The 16,695-nt window shown below is 55.2% G+C and carries 14 protein-coding genes; 6 read left to right on the top strand and 8 right to left on the bottom strand.

Annotated features, from left to right (window positions below):
- The first annotated feature begins 11 nt into the window (after window positions 1-11).
- From ATO11_RS04345 to ATO11_RS21160, 6 genes are all read left to right on the top strand, one after another.
- The gene (locus tag ATO11_RS04345) at window positions 12-2,552 is read left to right on the top strand and encodes a vWA domain-containing protein (protein ID WP_134643065.1); all 2,541 of its coding nucleotides are present in this window, start codon (window positions 12-14) and stop codon (window positions 2,550-2,552) included.
- Window positions 2,549-3,322 (top strand): ATP-binding cassette domain-containing protein, encoded by a 774-nt coding sequence (locus tag ATO11_RS04340; RefSeq protein WP_082176153.1) that lies wholly within the window; start codon window positions 2,549-2,551, stop codon window positions 3,320-3,322. The genes ATO11_RS04345 and ATO11_RS04340 overlap by 4 nt, the downstream gene beginning before the upstream one ends.
- Window positions 3,319-4,542, top strand: a complete 1,224-nt coding sequence (locus tag ATO11_RS04335) for an ABC transporter permease (protein WP_050529613.1) — start codon at window positions 3,319-3,321, stop codon at window positions 4,540-4,542. Before ATO11_RS04340 ends, ATO11_RS04335 begins: the two co-directional genes overlap by 4 nt.
- The gene (locus ATO11_RS04330) at window positions 4,535-6,475 is read left to right on the top strand and encodes an SUMF1/EgtB/PvdO family nonheme iron enzyme (protein ID WP_134643064.1); all 1,941 of its coding nucleotides are present in this window, start codon (window positions 4,535-4,537) and stop codon (window positions 6,473-6,475) included. Before ATO11_RS04335 ends, ATO11_RS04330 begins: the two co-directional genes overlap by 8 nt.
- Before the next feature lie 85 nt (window positions 6,476-6,560).
- The gene (locus ATO11_RS21165) at window positions 6,561-7,322 is read left to right on the top strand and encodes a glycine zipper 2TM domain-containing protein (protein ID WP_165586933.1); all 762 of its coding nucleotides are present in this window, start codon (window positions 6,561-6,563) and stop codon (window positions 7,320-7,322) included.
- Window positions 7,319-8,761: a serine protease gene (locus ATO11_RS21160; protein ID WP_082176151.1), complete on the top strand. Its 1,443-nt coding sequence runs from the start codon at window positions 7,319-7,321 to the stop codon at window positions 8,759-8,761. The genes ATO11_RS21165 and ATO11_RS21160 overlap by 4 nt, the downstream gene beginning before the upstream one ends.
- Here ATO11_RS21160 and ATO11_RS21785 read toward each other — a convergent pair.
- Genes ATO11_RS21785 through ATO11_RS21775 form a run of 8 tightly spaced genes read right to left on the bottom strand, consistent with a single transcriptional unit; the run spans window position 8,749 to window position 16,560 of the window.
- Window positions 8,749-11,649 carry a hypothetical protein gene (locus ATO11_RS21785; RefSeq protein WP_134643063.1) on the bottom strand — a complete coding sequence of 967 codons (2,901 nt, stop codon included), beginning with the start codon at window positions 11,647-11,649 and terminating at the stop codon, window positions 8,749-8,751. The two genes, ATO11_RS21160 and ATO11_RS21785, sit on opposite strands and share 13 nt — an antisense overlap.
- On the bottom strand, window positions 11,646-12,662 hold the full coding sequence (locus ATO11_RS21780; RefSeq protein WP_134643062.1) for a hypothetical protein: 1,017 nt from the start codon (window positions 12,660-12,662) through the stop codon (window positions 11,646-11,648). The genes ATO11_RS21785 and ATO11_RS21780 overlap by 4 nt, the downstream gene beginning before the upstream one ends.
- Window positions 12,659-13,288 (bottom strand): hypothetical protein, encoded by a 630-nt coding sequence (locus ATO11_RS04310; protein WP_050529608.1) that lies wholly within the window; start codon window positions 13,286-13,288, stop codon window positions 12,659-12,661. Before ATO11_RS04310 ends, ATO11_RS21780 begins: the two co-directional genes overlap by 4 nt.
- On the bottom strand, window positions 13,285-13,734 hold the full coding sequence (locus tag ATO11_RS04305) for a hypothetical protein (protein ID WP_050529607.1): 450 nt from the start codon (window positions 13,732-13,734) through the stop codon (window positions 13,285-13,287). Before ATO11_RS04305 ends, ATO11_RS04310 begins: the two co-directional genes overlap by 4 nt.
- Window positions 13,731-14,363, bottom strand: coding sequence for a MotA/TolQ/ExbB proton channel family protein (locus ATO11_RS04300; protein WP_050529606.1), 633 nt, complete (start codon window positions 14,361-14,363; stop codon window positions 13,731-13,733). Before ATO11_RS04300 ends, ATO11_RS04305 begins: the two co-directional genes overlap by 4 nt.
- Window positions 14,364-14,414: 51 nt before the next feature.
- Window positions 14,415-15,101: a hypothetical protein gene (locus ATO11_RS04295; protein ID WP_134643061.1), complete on the bottom strand. Its 687-nt coding sequence runs from the start codon at window positions 15,099-15,101 to the stop codon at window positions 14,415-14,417.
- Between the two features lie 32 nt (window positions 15,102-15,133).
- Window positions 15,134-15,748: a hypothetical protein gene (locus ATO11_RS04290; RefSeq protein ID WP_050529604.1), complete on the bottom strand. Its 615-nt coding sequence runs from the start codon at window positions 15,746-15,748 to the stop codon at window positions 15,134-15,136.
- The gene (locus ATO11_RS21775) at window positions 15,739-16,560 is read right to left on the bottom strand and encodes a hypothetical protein (protein ID WP_134643060.1); all 822 of its coding nucleotides are present in this window, start codon (window positions 16,558-16,560) and stop codon (window positions 15,739-15,741) included. Before ATO11_RS21775 ends, ATO11_RS04290 begins: the two co-directional genes overlap by 10 nt.
- Between the last annotated feature and the right edge of the window lie 135 nt (window positions 16,561-16,695).

Genomic DNA, 16,695 nt, shown 5'->3' with positions numbered 1-16,695 from the left:
TTATGGTCCGCATGATTTTTGCGTGCATTTTTGCATGTTTGATATCTTTTCCCGTTGCCGCTGCAGAATGCAATTCGGAAACTGAAAGTGAGATTCGGGGACTGCGTGACGAAGCACAGAACATTTCGAAACAGGCTCGTCGATTGTCCGCGCGGGCTGATGGACAGACATTCCGCGTTTTGAAATTGCCGGTGGGGTGGCGGTCTTCAGTGCCAAAAGCTCCGGAAATTCCGCGGTTGAGCCTAGATCAGTTCGGTGAAGATCTGAGGCCGATCATTGTATGCGACAATGAAGGAAACGGAACGGTAGGTCTTGATGCGGCGACGTCTGCTCTTCTGGACTACGCCGAGGCGCTAGACGCGATCTCACAAACGCTAGACGCTCGGGAAACCGCGCTGGTGAGCGTCGAAGACAAGGTTGCAGCGGGCGAAGCGCCGCCAGAAGCTGCCGCTCCTCCGGTTGTTGCGGAAGCCGATCCAGAGGCTCCCCCTCAGACGGACAAGCCCGAAGCGCCAGAGGTGGCCGAGCCTGAAGCCCCGGAGGTAGACGAGTCGCAGCCTAACGAGGCCCCCGAAGTTGCTGCCCCTGGCGCCGTACGCGAACCGCTGTTTGTTGAAGGTACCGAAGGGCTGTACCGGCGGGCAATCTCGCTTCCTAGTGCCCAACTGTACGGGTCGGCTTCGGAAGGTGATGTCACGGGTGCGCTACCCACGTTCTCGGTTCTGTATGTTTTTGCCGAAAGTTCGGCCAACGGTAAAAGCTGGCTTGAAGTGGGCGACAGCTTGCGGGAGCCGCCATCGGGATGGGTGAAGGTTGATGAAACCTTGCCGTGGTCTTCCATGCTTGTGATGCAATTCGCGCCACGCGGGAAGCGTAGCCGCGTTGTGTTTTTTGAGCGCGAAACGATGCTCGCGGATCTGGTTAACTCGTTTTCATTCCGCAACGAAGCGCAATCCATCTATCAGACGTTGGAGGAGGAAAAGCGCCGTATTGCCGATCAACCGGACGCTGAGCCCAATTGGGATCGTCGCCTCGTTGCGATCGAGCCGGAGACGGCCGTCAGTTTTTCGGATCAACCCTACCTACTGCCAATCCTGGATTGGCGGCCCGAGCTGTTTGACGGCACAGTCGAAACAACTCTTTTGAAGGTTGCAGCTATACCCGCAACTGCGCAATCTGTCGGCACACGGGATTCGCAGAGTTTCGAAAACGACGCGGGCCAATTGGCCGCCGAAGATGGTGAATTGCGCGTTGGGGTTGTGTTTGTGATCGACACAACGGTTTCGATGCGTCCGTTCTTGGAACGGACTTACGAGACCATTGAACGCTTTTATCGCGCCTTTGAACAGTTCGAGAGTACCTCATTCATATCGTTTGGCCTGCTTGGCTTCCGTGACAACATAAAACACGACAACGCAGGGATCGAATACGTAACCCGAATGTTCCAACCTCTGGATCCCGAGACATCGCCGCGACAAATCCTTTCCAACATGGAGCAGATGCGTGAAGCCAAGAAACCTACGATAGATTTCAAGGAAGATGTCTTTGCCGGTTTGATTGAGGCGATCGAGGACAACGACTGGACACCATATGATGCCCGGCTGATCGTTCTTGTTACGGATGCGTCTGCGCGGACGGGACGCGACCCCTTGGCCACATACCAGGGAGAAACAGCGGGTTCAGTTGCACAATTGGCGCGCGACAAGAATATTGTCATTCTGCCGGTTCACCTTATTACTCCGACAAACCAACGCAACAACAACGATGCCGAAGCCGAAGATCAGTTCCGGGAATTATCGCAAACGGGTGATGAGAACACTGCAAAGTATGTGCGTGCCGATGCCACATCTGATGAGCGATTCGCTGCAGAAATAGACCTACTCGCCAACCGTATCGCTGAATCTGTGTTCAAGGCGAACTCCGGCCAACTGATTGGTGCGCCGGGCGGCAATATAGAGCTGGAAGAAATCCCATCGCCGTCCAAGCCGGGCCTTTTGGCAGACGCGGCGCAAAACGAAATTTTCCGAGCGCAGCTCGAAAGCCTCAGTCGTCAAAGCGGAGGCGACGCACCATCATTTCTCGCGGGATGGGCGTCGGACCGTGATCTGGTTGACCCCGATGTCGAGACGTTGCAGGTCAGCGTATTCCTGACGCGTAACCAACTATCGACCCTCGACAAGCGGCTTGACCTGATCGTTGACGCCTTTCGATCAGGTGGCGATGACCCCGAAGTCTTTTTCGACAATCTCCAGCTTTTGGCGGCAGAGATGTCGACAGATCCGGATGCCGTGCGTGCGGATGAAAGGCAAGCGATCCAAACGCTCTTGCCCAGCTTCCTCCAGAACCTGCCCTACAAAAGCCAGGTGCTTCGGTTGAACAGGGATTACTGGTCTAGCCTGAGTGTGGCACTGCGGCAGGAGTTCATTGAGCAAATCGAAGGCAAACAGACAATCTACGCCAACATTTTCGACCAGACCAGCCTCTGGATGGACTTCGGAGCTGGAGACCCTGGGCTTGAGGCAACGGCCATCCGCTTGAGCAATTTGCCGTGACCGACGCGGCCCGCGTGTCTGACAGCCTGTCGCCACTGACGTCTGTGCGCGTGGATGGCGCTCGGATTTCGCGTAAACCCCGCGCATCGGTGCCTTATGCGCTGGAGCTTGACTCCTTTCACGCGCGTCAAGGGGCACGGCTTGGTATTGTTGGCCCAAGCGGCAGCGGGAAAACGACTTTTCTGGAGTTCCTGGGGCTGTTGTCTTGGCCGGATACAGTGCGCGGATTCGACATCGCACCTTATGGCGATGGCCGCCTGATGGATGTGACGCCGCTGTTGACCAATCGAGAGGTGTCCGCACTTGCCCAAATCCGCGCGCAATGCGTTGGTTTCGTCATTCAGGATGGCGGCTTGTTACCTTACTTGACAGTCTTGGAAAACGCTCTGTTGGCGGCGGAATTGTCACAAGGTTCGCACCACAAGCAACGCACCAAAATCCACGAATTGGCGAATGCGATGGACATTGGCGATCTTCTCAACCGTTATCCCGCCACGCTTTCAGGTGGGCAGCGCCAACGCGCTGCTGTTCTGCGGGCTTTAGCGCCGGGCGTCCCTATCCTGATTGCGGATGAGCCAACGGCGGCGCTGGATCCGGACACAAGCTTGGAGGTCATGGACGCGATCTGTGCAACCGCGACGCAGCAGAATGCTACCGTGATTGTCGCCAGCCACAACTTTGATCTTCTTTCAGCCTTTGATTTTTCGCTCCACTTTGTTGAAGTCGAAAAGACATCCGAACTTATTTCGGCCCGGTTGGTGGCGGCGTGATTGCCCGGCTTCGCATAGGTCTGGTCGCTTGGCTTGCAGTGCGCGATTTGCGGCACGCCTGGCAGTCCACGGCGTGTCTCGTGGTTGCGGTGGCTGCGGCACTGACACCGCTGCTTTTGCTGTTCGCCTTAAAGTTCGGCGTCATCACGTCGTTGATCGACACTATGCGAACCGACCCGCGCATTCGCGAAATAAGCTTGGTGCGCGATACCGAGCTTTCCCCTGAGTGGTTCGCTGCATTGCAAGCGCGTGACGACGTCGGCTTTCTGCTCCCGCGTGCAAACTACCTCGCATCATCCGTGAGGTTGCGTGGTGCCGATGGTCGCTCCCTGTTGGAAACGCGCCTGATCCCAACAGATCAGGGTGACCCTTTGTTGGCCGGACATGAGGTTCCGCGTGGATTGTCGGAGATTGTCATGACGGCTCGTGCTGCTCAGGAAGCTAAGGCTGTTCCGGGCGACACAGTAACGTTGATTGTACGGCGTTTCGTGAACGATGAGCAGCAACGCGAACGCCACAGGGTGCTTGTTCGGGACGTTATTCCCCGGGACCTGCTGCAGACTGACGACATTTTTGTCACCCGCTCTTTGGAAGACGCAATTGAGCGTTATCGACAGGGATTCGCGGTGGAAAAGCTCGGTTGGGAGGGTGTTCGTGCGTCCTCTAGTACCGCCGCGCCGTCTTTTGCAAGCTTTCGTCTGTATGCAACCGATGTTCGGACCGTGCCCGGTTTGCGGGATCATTTGCTACGCGAGGGGCTGGATGTGCGCACCCGGGCGGAAGAGATCGAAACGACGCTTGCCATTGAAACTGGACTGGGCTGGGTCTTTCTTGTTGTTTCAACCCTCGCCGCCGCGGGTTTTTTGGTTACGCTGGGACTGCATCTGGCGGCGGCAGCAGTTGAAAAGGCGCGAGAACTAGCGGTTTTGCGGTTGCTTGGGTTGCGCAGCCTAGAGCTTGCTTTGATCCCATCGTTACAAGGCATTTTTATCGGAGGCCTCGGCGCGCTTTTTGCGTTTGGCGCTTTCGTCGTCGCTCAGCCTCTCCTGAACAGCGCGCTTGAAGGACTCGCCGGACTGAGCGGGGATGTCGCTCTGATGCAGTCTCGACATTTTGTAATTGCCTTGTTGGCCACACTGGCGGCAGGCGCGTTGTCCGGTTCAGTGGCCGGGTTACAGACAGCGTCGCTGGAACCAACTGAAGGATTGCGCCGTGATTAGACCTTCCGCCGTTTGCATTGCATTGCTTTTGGCTGCTTCAAGCGTCGAGGCGCAGGCAATAGGTGAGAAGGAAGACTGGTGCCAAATTGACGATCCCGCCAGTTGGACGGAAGCAAGGCAAAAGTTGATCGAAGACGGCGCTCAAACGCTCGACGATATCCCGTGTCCAGAGAAAGAAGGCGGCGCTGCGTTGCCGGTTACGGTGACACTGCCGATGCCGTGCGGCCGTGCCATGGTGTTCCGTCGCGTGGACATATTGGTCGATGACGCGTTATCACAAGCGGTCGGAGCCTTTGGGCGATCGCTGGATGTGACGTCCGAAACACCGCAGAACATTTTGTCAAACGGACCTTGGGATGCACCGGTCGGTGGCGTGTTCAGCATAGCGGAGACCGGCCTGAACGGCGTGTCTTCCACACTCGTCAACATCAAGGCGCGGTCATATTATATGGCGCGCTACGAAGTCACCGAATTGCAGTGGGCTCTGCATGAGTTGGGGCTTTTCGAATTACCCTTGGCGGACACCGCGACGGCAGACGCGCCAGGCTGCGTTGATTTCGAAGCATTGCTGGCGACCGCCTTCGAAACGACAAAGCTCCGCAACATCAATGCACAGGGTGGTCTCTCGTGGTTTGACGCGGTTGAGTTCGGGCGCACCTACGGCAATTGGCTGATCCGCAATGATGCGGCTCGACTCGATCGCGGTGCAGATCCAATACTGCCTTGGGAGCAGGGCGCGACCGGTTATGTCAGGTTGCCAACTGAAGCCGAGTGGGAATATGCGGCGCGGGGCGGGCAGGCATTTGTTACCAAACAATCGCGCAACCAGCGCATGCCCGCAGTACAGGCTACAGATGACGCAGGCGACACGCAGCGGGCGGCAGAACTCAATGAAGTTTGTGCCGATGAACCCCGGCAGCGGGATCAGGTGCTTGGACCGGTTGGCCGGAAATCACCCAATCTTTTGGGACTGTACGATGTTGTCTGCAACGCGGAAGAGATCGTGCTCGACCTCTTTCGGCCCACGCGCCCCGATGGTTTGGCCGGCCAGATAGGCGGTGTCACCACAAAGGGCGGTAGTTCGAAGTTCCTGCGGACGCAAAACACCGTTGGGCGCAGGACCGAGGCCGCGGCGCTGTTTACGCTGGACGGCGAGGGGGCCAGCGCGTCGATGGGAATGCGGCTGATGATCTCGGCACCAGTATTCGCCGGACGGCGTGATACGGGAGATCCGTATAGAGAAGGCCGCGCAAACCAACCGTTGGAACAAGCCTTTGTTGACGCTCATGCACGATTGTCGAATGAGACAAATGACTCCACCGGCGACCAAAGCCAGGCGCTTAGCCAAGAAGTGGAGCGGCTGCGGGCCCGTATTGAAGCCGGTCAGGTGACAGAGGCAGAACTGTCGCAACGCACCAGCGCTCTGCAAATTGAACTGGATCGGCTGAACACTGCACTTCAACGGCAGGCTGGGGAAACGGTCTTGATGTCGATCCGGTCGGCTATCGTTAGTGCCAACTTGATCGACCGTATCGGGCGCAACATGTACGCAGCAATGGAAGGCGTAAAGCAGGTTCGTGCCGGGGGGGCACTTTCTGCCGAAAACCGTGAAGCAATCCAGCGACTGCGTACTCGTATCGCTGTGAACGAGCGCCGGATACAGGCGACCTTTGATCTTTATTTGCGGGTTCATTCTGACCTCGCCGAGCAGGCAGAGCCGTTTGTCTTTCGTCAGATCAGGTCGAGCAAGCGCGGCCTTGGAGGGGCCAGCATCGAGGTGTTCGGAGCTTATCATGAACTGTTTGAGCAACACCATAAGGCAGTCCGCGACAACCGCGACCGTGTCAGCGAAACCATGCGTCGTGATTGGCTGAAGCAACTCGACGCAACCAGAGACTTAAGAGCGCGGGAATTTCCAGACCAACAACCATAGTCAATTCAGAGGAGGGATATAAATGATGAATTCACCTAGAGGCCGAACGGTTCGCGCAGCTCCGGCAGTGCTGGCCGTCGCGGGAATGCTGCTGCTTGGCGCATGTGACGAGCAAATCACGCTGACGCAGACGGCGCAGGACCCAAACGACAACTGCACTCCGTTCCGCCAGCAGATCTCAGATGCGAGACGTACTGAAATTCAAAAGCAGACGCAGAACGCCGTCGCGGGCGCTGTTGTTGGTGGAATACTTGGCGCACTTGTAGCCGGGGGGGACAGCCAACAACGCGCTCGTGGCGCGTTGATTGGTGCTGCTGCAGGCGGTTTGGCTGGATACTCAGCAACCTATTACAACCAAAAGAAACAGCGTTCCAGCGATGCGGCAGCGCTGTTGCGTTCAGTGAACGCAGACGCATCGCGCGAAAGCGCCTTGGTTTCCCGCACTGGTAAAGCCGCAAACTCCCTGCGCAGCTGCCGAATTTCTCAGCTGGCGGCTTTGGAAAGCCGTGTCAAACGGCAACAGGTGAGCAAATCGCAAGCCAAGGCGGAACTTCGCCAGATTCGCGCCAAGGTTTCAGGGGACAATCGCATCATATCAGCCGCGTTCAACGGGATTGGGCAACGGGTGGATGCTTACGTGGATGCTACCGCGGCAGAAACTGGTGTTAACCGCGCAATTGTTGCCAACCAAAGAGCAGCGCAAAACGCGCGGGATCGCAGAGCGCGCGCCGCAACGCCAAACGTGGCGCGGGTGAGCACGCAATCCAGCCAAATCCGGGCGGCTGACAAGCGAGCCAGTGATGCTGTGGACAGAAAGCTGAATTCCTTGGAAATTCTGCTGGGATGATGCGCTTAAGCGCAATTTCGGTCGCTCTGGTATTTGCTGGAGCGGCCTCCTATGCCAACCCGCCCGCGCGCGTTCTGGATGCACTTGGGTTTGTGCAGCCGCGTGCCAGCGAAAGCCAACGTGTCTTGGAGTTGCAGCAGGATCTCGCGTGGCTTGGTCTTTATGATGGTGCATTGAACGCTGTCGAGGATCGCGCAACGACCCGAGCAATTCGTCAATTCCAAATTTCTCTGGATGGCAGGGCGACCGGTCGCCTCGACCGCGATGAGCGTGAAACGCTTCGTCGGCGCGCGCGTCAAGCCATCAGTGATGCAGAATTTTCAACGGAAAAGATTGACTGGACCGGTATGCAGCTTGCCATGCCCAACGCTTTTTTGAACGGACCGCAATTGAAAGGAAAAGAGCGCCATCATGTCTCCTATAGCGGTCGCGATGCGGGGAGATTCAAGATTGAATTATGGCGTTTTTTTTGGGGCGTATCTGCCACTAACCTTTTGCGAGAACTGGAAAAAGCGGCCATCGGCGACGATAAAGATGAACCCGGCCAAGTGATTGTGAAAGGCAGCTCCAGCGACTACGTCTATTTGCGCTCGTTGCGCGACGGAGCAGAGCAGATAGATGTCTTTCAAATTAGACGGGATGAGGTACGGGGCATTACTCTGTCCTACGAACAATCGTCCCGCGGCAGCCTGCTTCCGATTGTGAGCCGTGTTCTGAATTCGCTCGTTTTGTTCGATGGTCCAGGAGTTGCAAAAGGGGATGTCAGAGCGCGCTTGCGCTCGAGGGATTATCCCGGCGGCCGCGATACACCGGCCTGGTACGACAGTGTTGTTGGATCCGGTTCAGGCTCGGTTGTGTCCTTTTCTGGTCATATACTGACAAATTTCCATGTGGTTTCAGGATGTAGGCGGCTTACGGTAAATGGCCAGCCCGCTGATCTAATTGGTTCTGATGTCCGTACGGATCTTGCCCTTCTTGTCGCACCGCGTTTCGCAAACCGGTCTCCGGTTCGGTTCGCCGAGCGGTCAATCGGATTGGGCGAGCAGGTATTTGTCATGGGTTATCCCGTGTTTTCGTTGACCCAATCTCTAAATCTGACGGACGGGATAGTGTCGTCTACTGTGGGATTGTATGGCGACCGGACGCGCATCCAGATCACAGCGCCCGTTCAGCCTGGCAACTCCGGAGGACCAGTTCTTGACCGGCGTGGTGCGCAAGTCGCGGTCGTTGTTTCGAAAGTCTCTGCTGCCGCTCAATTTTCCAGGAATGTCGAAAATATCGCTTGGGTGATCCGAGCTAACGAAGCTGTCCGTTTTCTGCGGCGCTTTGCGGTTGAACCTCTGTGGACGCGTGCGGAAACTCCTGCCGTGCCTGTTTCCGCTGAAAGAGTTCGCGACTGGCGAAATTTCACTGTCAGGGTCGAATGTCACGACTCTTGACGCGCGGGTGAAACTTTAGCAACGCCGCTTGCATCAATCGTGACAATGGTCTTTTTCTTCGTTGCCGCCGTTTTGGCGGCCCGCGACGAATGTGACTGGGGCCTGTCCGCGCCTCCAAAAATGCAAATGTCTGCCAGATCAATTATGTGCGCGTTGGCGGTCTCAATCCCATCTGCAAAGGTTTTGGACGTAGACAATATGTCAACATCTGAAGCCCCAAGTGGACGCAAGTCAATCATGCGGTCACGACCTCGCGCTGCCCGCGACAGAGCGGCATTTGCTTCTTCAACCGCATCGTGACGCAGGTTTTTGGCAGCTATTGCCTCCGTATCCAACCTGGCTTTCGTCAATATCCGTAGTCTAAGGAGATCGCCTGGGCGATTGGAAAGCCGCCTCCAACTGTCTAACAACGCGGTTGCCGCCTCAGTGTCAAAGCCAGGTGCATCGGGGGTCAGAACTTCCAACGATAGACATTCGATGGGCAATGATTGGTCTGCCACCAGTTTTTCTAATATCGTTGGCAATTCTGAAAGATACGGAGAAGCCCCCCGGATCGGCCCCATCACCGAAACCCTTACCCGCTTGCGCCATTGCGGCCAGAGAGCAAATGCCTTGTTGAGCTTGGGTGCATTGTCGATGATTGTCTTTAGTACATCCAGGTCCTTGTTTTGCTCGTCGATTGGCAACAGATCGAAGGCTGCCAGGGAAGGGTGAAGTTTTTTTTCATCATCACGTTGCGCACCGACCGCCAGTTTGTATCCGTCTGCCGCCTTTTCCGAACGCCACCTGTCATGTTCGGTCCGGTGCAAAGCGGTGAACCCCGCCACTGTATCCAACAAGTGTTGAGCAACCGGTGAAGAAATCCGCATGCTTGCCTGCGCGGCATTTGCATCAGGTACCAAGCCCATGACGCGATAAATTTCAGGAAGAAACATTGCAGCCCGAACGCTGGACTGGCGTTGAGCCGCCGACATGTTCACCCATTTAGACGGGTTTTCCCCTCGCATGATTTGGCCTTTGACCCAGCTTTCATGCACAGCGCGCCCGATGTCATCAAACAGGGCGCTCATGCGCATGTCCATGCGGCTTCGGGTGCGTCCACCGAAATAGATGATACCAGCGTTCAGGTGATCGATGGCTTCTGGCGCGACACTTCTGCGTGCGTCGCTGCGAACAAAAATTGGTGCTTTGAGAATTAAACGCTCTCTCTGCAGCAGCCTCAGACGCATCGCGATTGTGGCGTTTACCTCGTCCTTTCCAGTCGCGACAACAATCGCTGTTACACGCAGTTTACATTCTATCTGCTCAAGCCGGTCGCTTGTCTCACCGACATTGGCACACTGGAGGCCGTCAAAGTCGACAAATTCAATGCGGTTTTCTGCCTCCATTGCTGCGAGCATGCCTGGCTGTTCGGTTGCAAACCGATGGCGCGCGCGCTGCGGCTCACGATCGAGCACTGTCAGATGAAGCGGCAGGAGATCGGGGCTGTGAAAACTCATGAACGCCTCAACGGCGACCTCGACACCTACACTGCCAAGACCGATGATGAGTACATGAACACGGTCTTGCCTTTGAATGCGGGCCAGATCAGTGATGGCGCTGTGGTGCGACCATGTTTTGGCAACAGTTCTAGCACTGGAAAAAACCGTGGCCCGGGTCAATTCGGGCGCGTAAAGACCAAGATCACGCAGTACGGCATCGCTTTCGATCCGCAATGAAATGCTGGTGTCCGGATATTGTCTTACAAAATGACGCGCACGTACGAGATTTGTGACCGTGTCTTTCGTCCCGAAAACTGCATATTCAGGCGACTGGCCACAAGCCCGGGCCAGTTGCACCGGATCGTCAGGGTTTGCGGGGATCCCAAGTGATTTTCCGAACCTTTCGGGTGGGGTGTTGATTTTCATCAATGCATCAGGATTATCGATGATTGTCACGTCGCGCCGATCGTTGGCCGCCAGTTGCAAGGCTTCGGTTTGGGCGAAATCAGAGGCCCCGATCAACACAACATGCCGAGTACGTCGCGCGGCTCGTACCATCGCAATGCGATCCCGCAGAAAACCAAGCACAATTGTCAAAACAGCCGCGAGCGTTGCCAGGAAACCGGTCAACCGCGCCACGCGAAGCTGCCAATTCCCCATCTCTGGAGCACTGGCATATATCGGATCACCACTGAACGCGATCAATGTCAGGTAGAACGCATCCCAAGGGTCTCGGCCTTGCTTGAGCCAACCCACCATGCCGAAAGTCAATGTTGCAAAGATGCAAAGGACGACACCCAAAAAAATAATTGGTTTCATATGTTTTCTTCGCTGAGACCACTCAAATTCTTGCCTTTCTCTGGGATTCCTGTTCGGTGCGCGTATCGCGTCGATTGCTAGAGAAACACCAACAACAACCACGAAAAACGTCGCCGGGATCAGCAGTACGCGCCAGCTCGGGATCTCACCAGTTTGCGAAAACCCTGCAAATGTAAGCAGCGCAGCCGAGAGAAATGGAGCATGCATGCGTGCGCGGCGTCCAAATCCGTAGTGAGGAGCGTGCCAAACCACAAGCAGTGCGACGAGACCGGCTTGGGCTGTTTCTAAGCTCAAACTCCGCTCGGATGCCCAAACATGGAATGCGTCGGTTAATATCAGGGATGACAAAGCGGTCAGAGGCGCTGTCAAAATCGCATGAATGTCTGCCGAAAGAGCTTCGGTATCGCGCCTCGCCACAATGATCAATGCGGCGCTCATAAGGAACCAAATGAACAAAGCCGAAAGCAGCACGTGCGAGGTGGAAACATCGCCAATCAGCCAAGGCCAAATCGTCGCGTCTCGCCCCGCAAACAATACGGCCACGGCCAGAGTGATCGCTAGAACGGCGCTGATCTTGCGGCCGATCATTCTGCGCGGCTCGCGGCTTGTAGGGCGCTTACTCGTTGCCCGAGAAATGCAGCGCATCCGCGCGATACTGCGAGGTACGCCGTGAGTTGATCCCAATGTGCTTGCGCTGCCCGGGTCAGCCCGGCTCGCGAGCTCGCATGGGCCACGGCAGCTATGCGGGCCACGCTTGCATTGCGCATCTCGCGACCGAGGGACCGTGCGATATCCGCTCTAGCCGTAATGGATGTGACGTTTCGCAGAACGTTCTCGACATCTTCTAGAATGGCTGCGGTCAGAAAATCGCAAATCGTGGGGTTGCGCAAAACTCTGGCCTGGCTAGCAAGCAACCTGTCTGATACTTCAATACGCCTGATCCGTGCAGCAGAGTAATATGGGTCTGCCCGTATCGCGCGGGTGTAGTGTGCATGGCAGTCAAGATCAGGCTTGCGGCTGCGTTCGCACAAAACGCCATCGACGAACGCCAGATCGGCTCCTATCTGAATTCCTCCGACATCCGGAAGAGCGGCGGCAAGCGGCTGCATGTCTTTGGCAAGCTTCGTGAGACTGTCATTTGTTACCGCATCTGGTGAACGGAGAGCCCGCAGCAGCATTTCCAGACCGGCTCGGTATCTTATCTCGATCGAGTAGTCCGGATGGGTCAATGGTTGCAGAATTTGCCACGCAACTTTTGTCGTGCGGGCAATCTCGGCCGCTATGAAGCGGCGGCTTATTGCAACGGGGATATTTTGAATCTTGATCGGATGTCGCATAAAGACTGTGTCCGCAAGCGGCAAACGCTCTTTATCGGTTTCATCACAAGGCTCCGCCATTTCTCGCAGCACCTGATCCGTACGGTTCGGATCGGCTGACATAGGCGCTGGTGCTTTTTTCCGAGCCGGGTCGTACACAAAATGCGGCCCTAAAGGCGCTGGTGCGCTGACCTGCCCCGGGACACTGCGGGTCACTTCAATTGGTGCGCATGCAAGCGCGGCGTTTCCAGACAAGATCAACCAAATCAGCCAAAAGAGCCTCATCTGCAAAATCCGCTATCCTCGAACACAAGCTCGGTCCTCTCGCGGCGCAGCCGTTCTTCAGTGAGTGCCCACCTAAACGATACACCTGACGCAATCAGTTCCGGAAAAATTTGCGCGAACGCAGCGTACCCACCTTCGGTAACACTGAAATATGCAGCGTAGCCGCGATCAAATATTTCTTGGTTTAGTAGCGCAATATTGCGCGCTGCCGTGCCCGGACGCGGATCCATTTTTATGATGTCCACACTAAGCGACATGGCGTTGAAATCTCGCCGCTCGATCATGCGTTCTACGCCCATTTCGAAAGCACCATTTTCCGATATCAGGTTGGCGCGCAAAGACGCCGCGTAGTCTGCGCCGAACGCGTCATATGGTACGATCCGCATGCCCTTTTCCGAGACGTGGACAAATCGCGAAACCGGACGCAATGCACTTAGTGTACATTCTCGCAAACTGACAAGCGGCTGGCCAGGTGGGTTTTGTGTTGGCGCGGGGGCGTCAGTGACAACCACGTTTGCGGGAAACAGCAGCAACACCAGCATCAAGACCGCGAATAGGTTCAAAACAACGTCGGTGAACGGAATAGTGGTCGCGTCAAGAGAGCCTTGAATTTCGTCTTCCGTCATGGCGTGGATCCAATCCCAAGAAGAGAAGTGCACGCCTGATTGCTCTCGCAGGGCACCATTTCGACGCGCCAATCGATTTCGGAAAGCCCGAGGTTGGCGCGAACACTTTTCAGGGAAGTGTATACCTTTTTGGCACACGCCAAACCGTCCGCATCTGTCAAGATCGCCACTGCCACGCTTTCAAGACCTGGAGCGAGCATGCGTTGCAGGGAGGCAATCGGTACGGCAAGACGGGTTACCTTTGCGGCTTTCCCGGCCGGATAGGTAATGAACGTATCGCCGTTGGCGCCGATCTCGTCATCTGTGTAGCACCCGACCACATGAGTTGCCTGGCGATGATATCCTTTATTTTCTTCGCCTGAGGTCAGCACCAGCAAAAAAATCAGGAGAACTGCGGATGCACCCAGCACGACATCGAGTAGAGCATCAGGACGGAACGCATTCATCGCAGGTTTGGCTGCGCCATGCGATCTTCTGCAAGCGCCCGGGCGACATCGGCCATATTGCTCAGGTACATCCGCGCCAAAGATAGGGTGAGCGACCCCAGAATCCCAATGATCGTTGTGGCAAAGGCGTATCCCAAGCTACCTAAAATGATGCCCTTGTCCTGTGCAGTTGCGTCTTCGGACAGAACTCGAGGCATGTCTTGTATCGCCAGACTCAGGCCGATAATTGTTCCAAGCAACCCGAGCATCGTCAATGCGCCGACACCAAACTCGATAGGGCGCATCAGTCTTTGATCCGTGCGGGTTTGCAGCCTAAAATACCCATCTTCGATAATCTGGTCGATATCTGCCGAGTGAGCCGCCGGAATGATGTTTCTTCCCGTCGCCCGCAGCATCCTGCAGGCTGTGATTGAAACGCGGCCGCCCTTGAGAAGACCAAGCTCAACCCGGTAACCAAGAATTTGAAGGCCCGCATATGCCCAAAACATGCACGCTGGCAGGAAAACGATGTTAATGAGCGGTTCGGTCGCCAGAAGAGAGACAATGTCCAATGCACTGCCTTCGCGTTGGACGCTCCGTGCGATCAGAATGATAAGCGAGAAAGCCGATAGCCCGATAAGCGCAGCCAACAGCGTAGGCCGCGCGAAAGTTGGACCATGCTTTTTTTCCGTAAGCACGCGTCAGTCTGATGCAGCGTTTGGTTCGGCCGACTCGGTACCAGCCGCCGCTTGGCTGATCGTGCTGAGTGCGACGACAACGTTCTCCATTCCGGAAATCGACGCGTCGATTTCGTCGAGAGCGCGCGAGACATAGTTTGCCCGCAGCAGCGTTTTGGCCCGTTTCTTGGCGGTTTCAAGCTGCGCGGCAGCTGCATTCGCGTTGACGCGCAGGTCGCCAAGGCGACCGCGAAGCGCTTCCCAACGAGCGTATTCCTCTTCGAAAAGCGGCGCAAGATCTACCGTGTCGATATCCCCTAAAGCCTCTTCGCGAAACTCGATAATCAAGCGGCCGAAACGGTCCATTTCGCTGGAAAGCGGGCCACCTTCACTGCTCATGTCAATAATGCTCAACGCAAGTTGCTCCATATCGGTCAATTGCTGTTCGACGTTTTGCGCGTTGTCGATGTTCTCGCGAAGCGACTCCAAGCGGGCTTCAACCGAAGGTCCGAGACTGTCCCCCATTCGATCCAAGTACTCAACGATGCACGTGAAGTCTGTTGTGTCCAACGGACAGTCCAAAGGTGCAATTGCCAGTTCTGAATTCAGTTCATCCTCTCCGAGTGCTTCGACCGGAGCGTCTTGCGCGAAGACTGCATTTGCTAGGGCAAAAGTAGCAACGAATGTCAGGCTAGAAAGAAATTTGGTCATGTTGGTCTCCACCAGTGTTTTCGAATAGACAATTAATCACCCGTTCCTACGGGATCGGTTGAGCCACCAAAGGTCCTGATGGCCTCCTGAAACAGCGCGTCAAGTTCGCGGAACTCGCTGACCAGTTGTTCCGCGCCTTCGATCGCCGACAAATAGCGTTGCTCAGCGCGCATGCCTGGAACTTGCTCTTGCAGGACAACTCGCAACTGTTCCGAGAGCCGATCCATCGAGTTGCGTGTTTCCGCAAGTTCGACGAGACTCGTTTCCAATCGCTCGGAGAGTCGCGATTTCTGCTCGGCACTCAAAGCGGGGTCATCCTGAACTTCAATCAAAAGGTCCTGCACTTGTTGAACGGCAACCCGAATGCGAGAGTTGAATATACCTCCCGGCAATGCGTCTTCGCGAAATTTTTCCATAGCTCCAACAATCGATTCAAGATTACTGAGGCTTGGATCGTTGTTATACCTGTCAACTTGACCGGTGGCAGTTCTAAGGCGCTCCAAAATCTGAAGCCGCAATTCCGCGTTGCCTAATGGGGTATTTTTCGAGGTATCATCTTCGGTAATAGATACCTGTGCGTTCACCGGTGTGGTTGCAATGACAGCCACGGTCACTATGGTCATGATTTTCTTGAACGTCAGAAACATCCGCTAAATACCTTTTGTGAATTCAAGTCATTGAAGGATCGCGTTATCCTTGCAAGCCGTGCCTCGTAATCTTTTTGAGTATTTGCTTGGTTGTCTTGCCAAATTTCGTAGTCGGCCCAATTCTTGCTGCGCGCGTTTTGGGTCGCTGCATTATTAGCTGTGCTGGGACCTTCCAGATTAAAGACGCACTCGGCCAGTCTTCCAAAGTACTGACGACATTCCCGGAAAGACATAGAGTTTGCAATGTACTGGTCGAGCTTGGCCTGTGCAGCCTCAAGGCTATCGCGCGTCTCGAAGCCGATGAGCGTGTGGTCACAAACAGATGACCCTGAAGAATCTACTTCAGGGTATTCAGGTAGTAGTGCTTCCAGGTCTTTCTCTACTGCAAAAATCGCAAGCTCTTTGCCCGCACTGTTAAAGATATTGAAGTCTGACACGGTGCATTGTGAGAAGAGGACATTAAGCCGAACCTCTGTTGGATCATTCCCCTTTGAGTCTGGTCCGATAGAATAACGTTGGAATTGCGGGCAAGTCAGGTCGCCAATTTCTTTCGGAGAATTCTCGGTAAGCCTGTCTGGTTCGCAGCGATTCACATATTCCATACAGAGAGGTTTATCCTTGGCGCGTCCCAGTTTCAAAATACCACAAGAGGCTCCGTTTGAAATTTTGCTCACAAATTCTGAGTTCGTGCATTCTTCTTGATAGAGCGTGGGGCAATCCCTGATTGATGGCTTCTCGCAAACGGCTTGAGCCGAAATAAGTGATGGTAACGCTGCAAACGAAATAGATAAAACAAGGATATGGCGTATCATTCTTTCCTCAAAGTAATGCCACGAATATCTAACATGCACACAAATATGCGCCTTTTCAAGGAGTTTTGCATTTCTGATCGTGCAAACTGGGCATCGCGTTCAGGATTCGATTGTTTTAGTCAGTCGTTGTGTTGC

The sequence above is a fragment of the Pseudaestuariivita atlantica genome, from assembly GCF_001205715.1.
GTDB classification, from domain to species: domain Bacteria; phylum Pseudomonadota; class Alphaproteobacteria; order Rhodobacterales; family Rhodobacteraceae; genus Pseudaestuariivita; species Pseudaestuariivita atlantica.
The sequence above is the reverse complement of the archived record's forward strand: the minus strand, read 5'-3'. Positions and strand labels throughout refer to the sequence as shown.

Coding starts and splice junctions, on each gene's coding strand:
- ATO11_RS04305 (WP_050529607.1), bottom strand. CDS start 13,734: ATGAATGCGTTCCGTCCTGATGCTCTACTCGATGTCGTGCTGGGTGCA.
- ATO11_RS04290 (WP_050529604.1), bottom strand. CDS start 15,748: ATGTTTCTGACGTTCAAGAAAATCATGACCATAGTGACCGTGGCTGTC.
- ATO11_RS21785 (WP_134643063.1), bottom strand. CDS start 11,649: ATGATCGGCCGCAAGATCAGCGCCGTTCTAGCGATCACTCTGGCCGTG.
- ATO11_RS21160 (WP_082176151.1), top strand. CDS start 7,319: ATGATGCGCTTAAGCGCAATTTCGGTCGCTCTGGTATTTGCTGGAGCG.
- ATO11_RS04310 (WP_050529608.1), bottom strand. CDS start 13,288: ATGACGGAAGACGAAATTCAAGGCTCTCTTGACGCGACCACTATTCCG.
- ATO11_RS04345 (WP_134643065.1), top strand. CDS start 12: ATGATTTTTGCGTGCATTTTTGCATGTTTGATATCTTTTCCCGTTGCC.
- ATO11_RS04295 (WP_134643061.1), bottom strand. CDS start 15,101: ATGACCAAATTTCTTTCTAGCCTGACATTCGTTGCTACTTTTGCCCTA.
- ATO11_RS21775 (WP_134643060.1), bottom strand. CDS start 16,560: ATGATACGCCATATCCTTGTTTTATCTATTTCGTTTGCAGCGTTACCA.
- ATO11_RS21165 (WP_165586933.1), top strand. CDS start 6,561: ATGCTGCTGCTTGGCGCATGTGACGAGCAAATCACGCTGACGCAGACG.
- ATO11_RS21780 (WP_134643062.1), bottom strand. CDS start 12,662: ATGAGGCTCTTTTGGCTGATTTGGTTGATCTTGTCTGGAAACGCCGCG.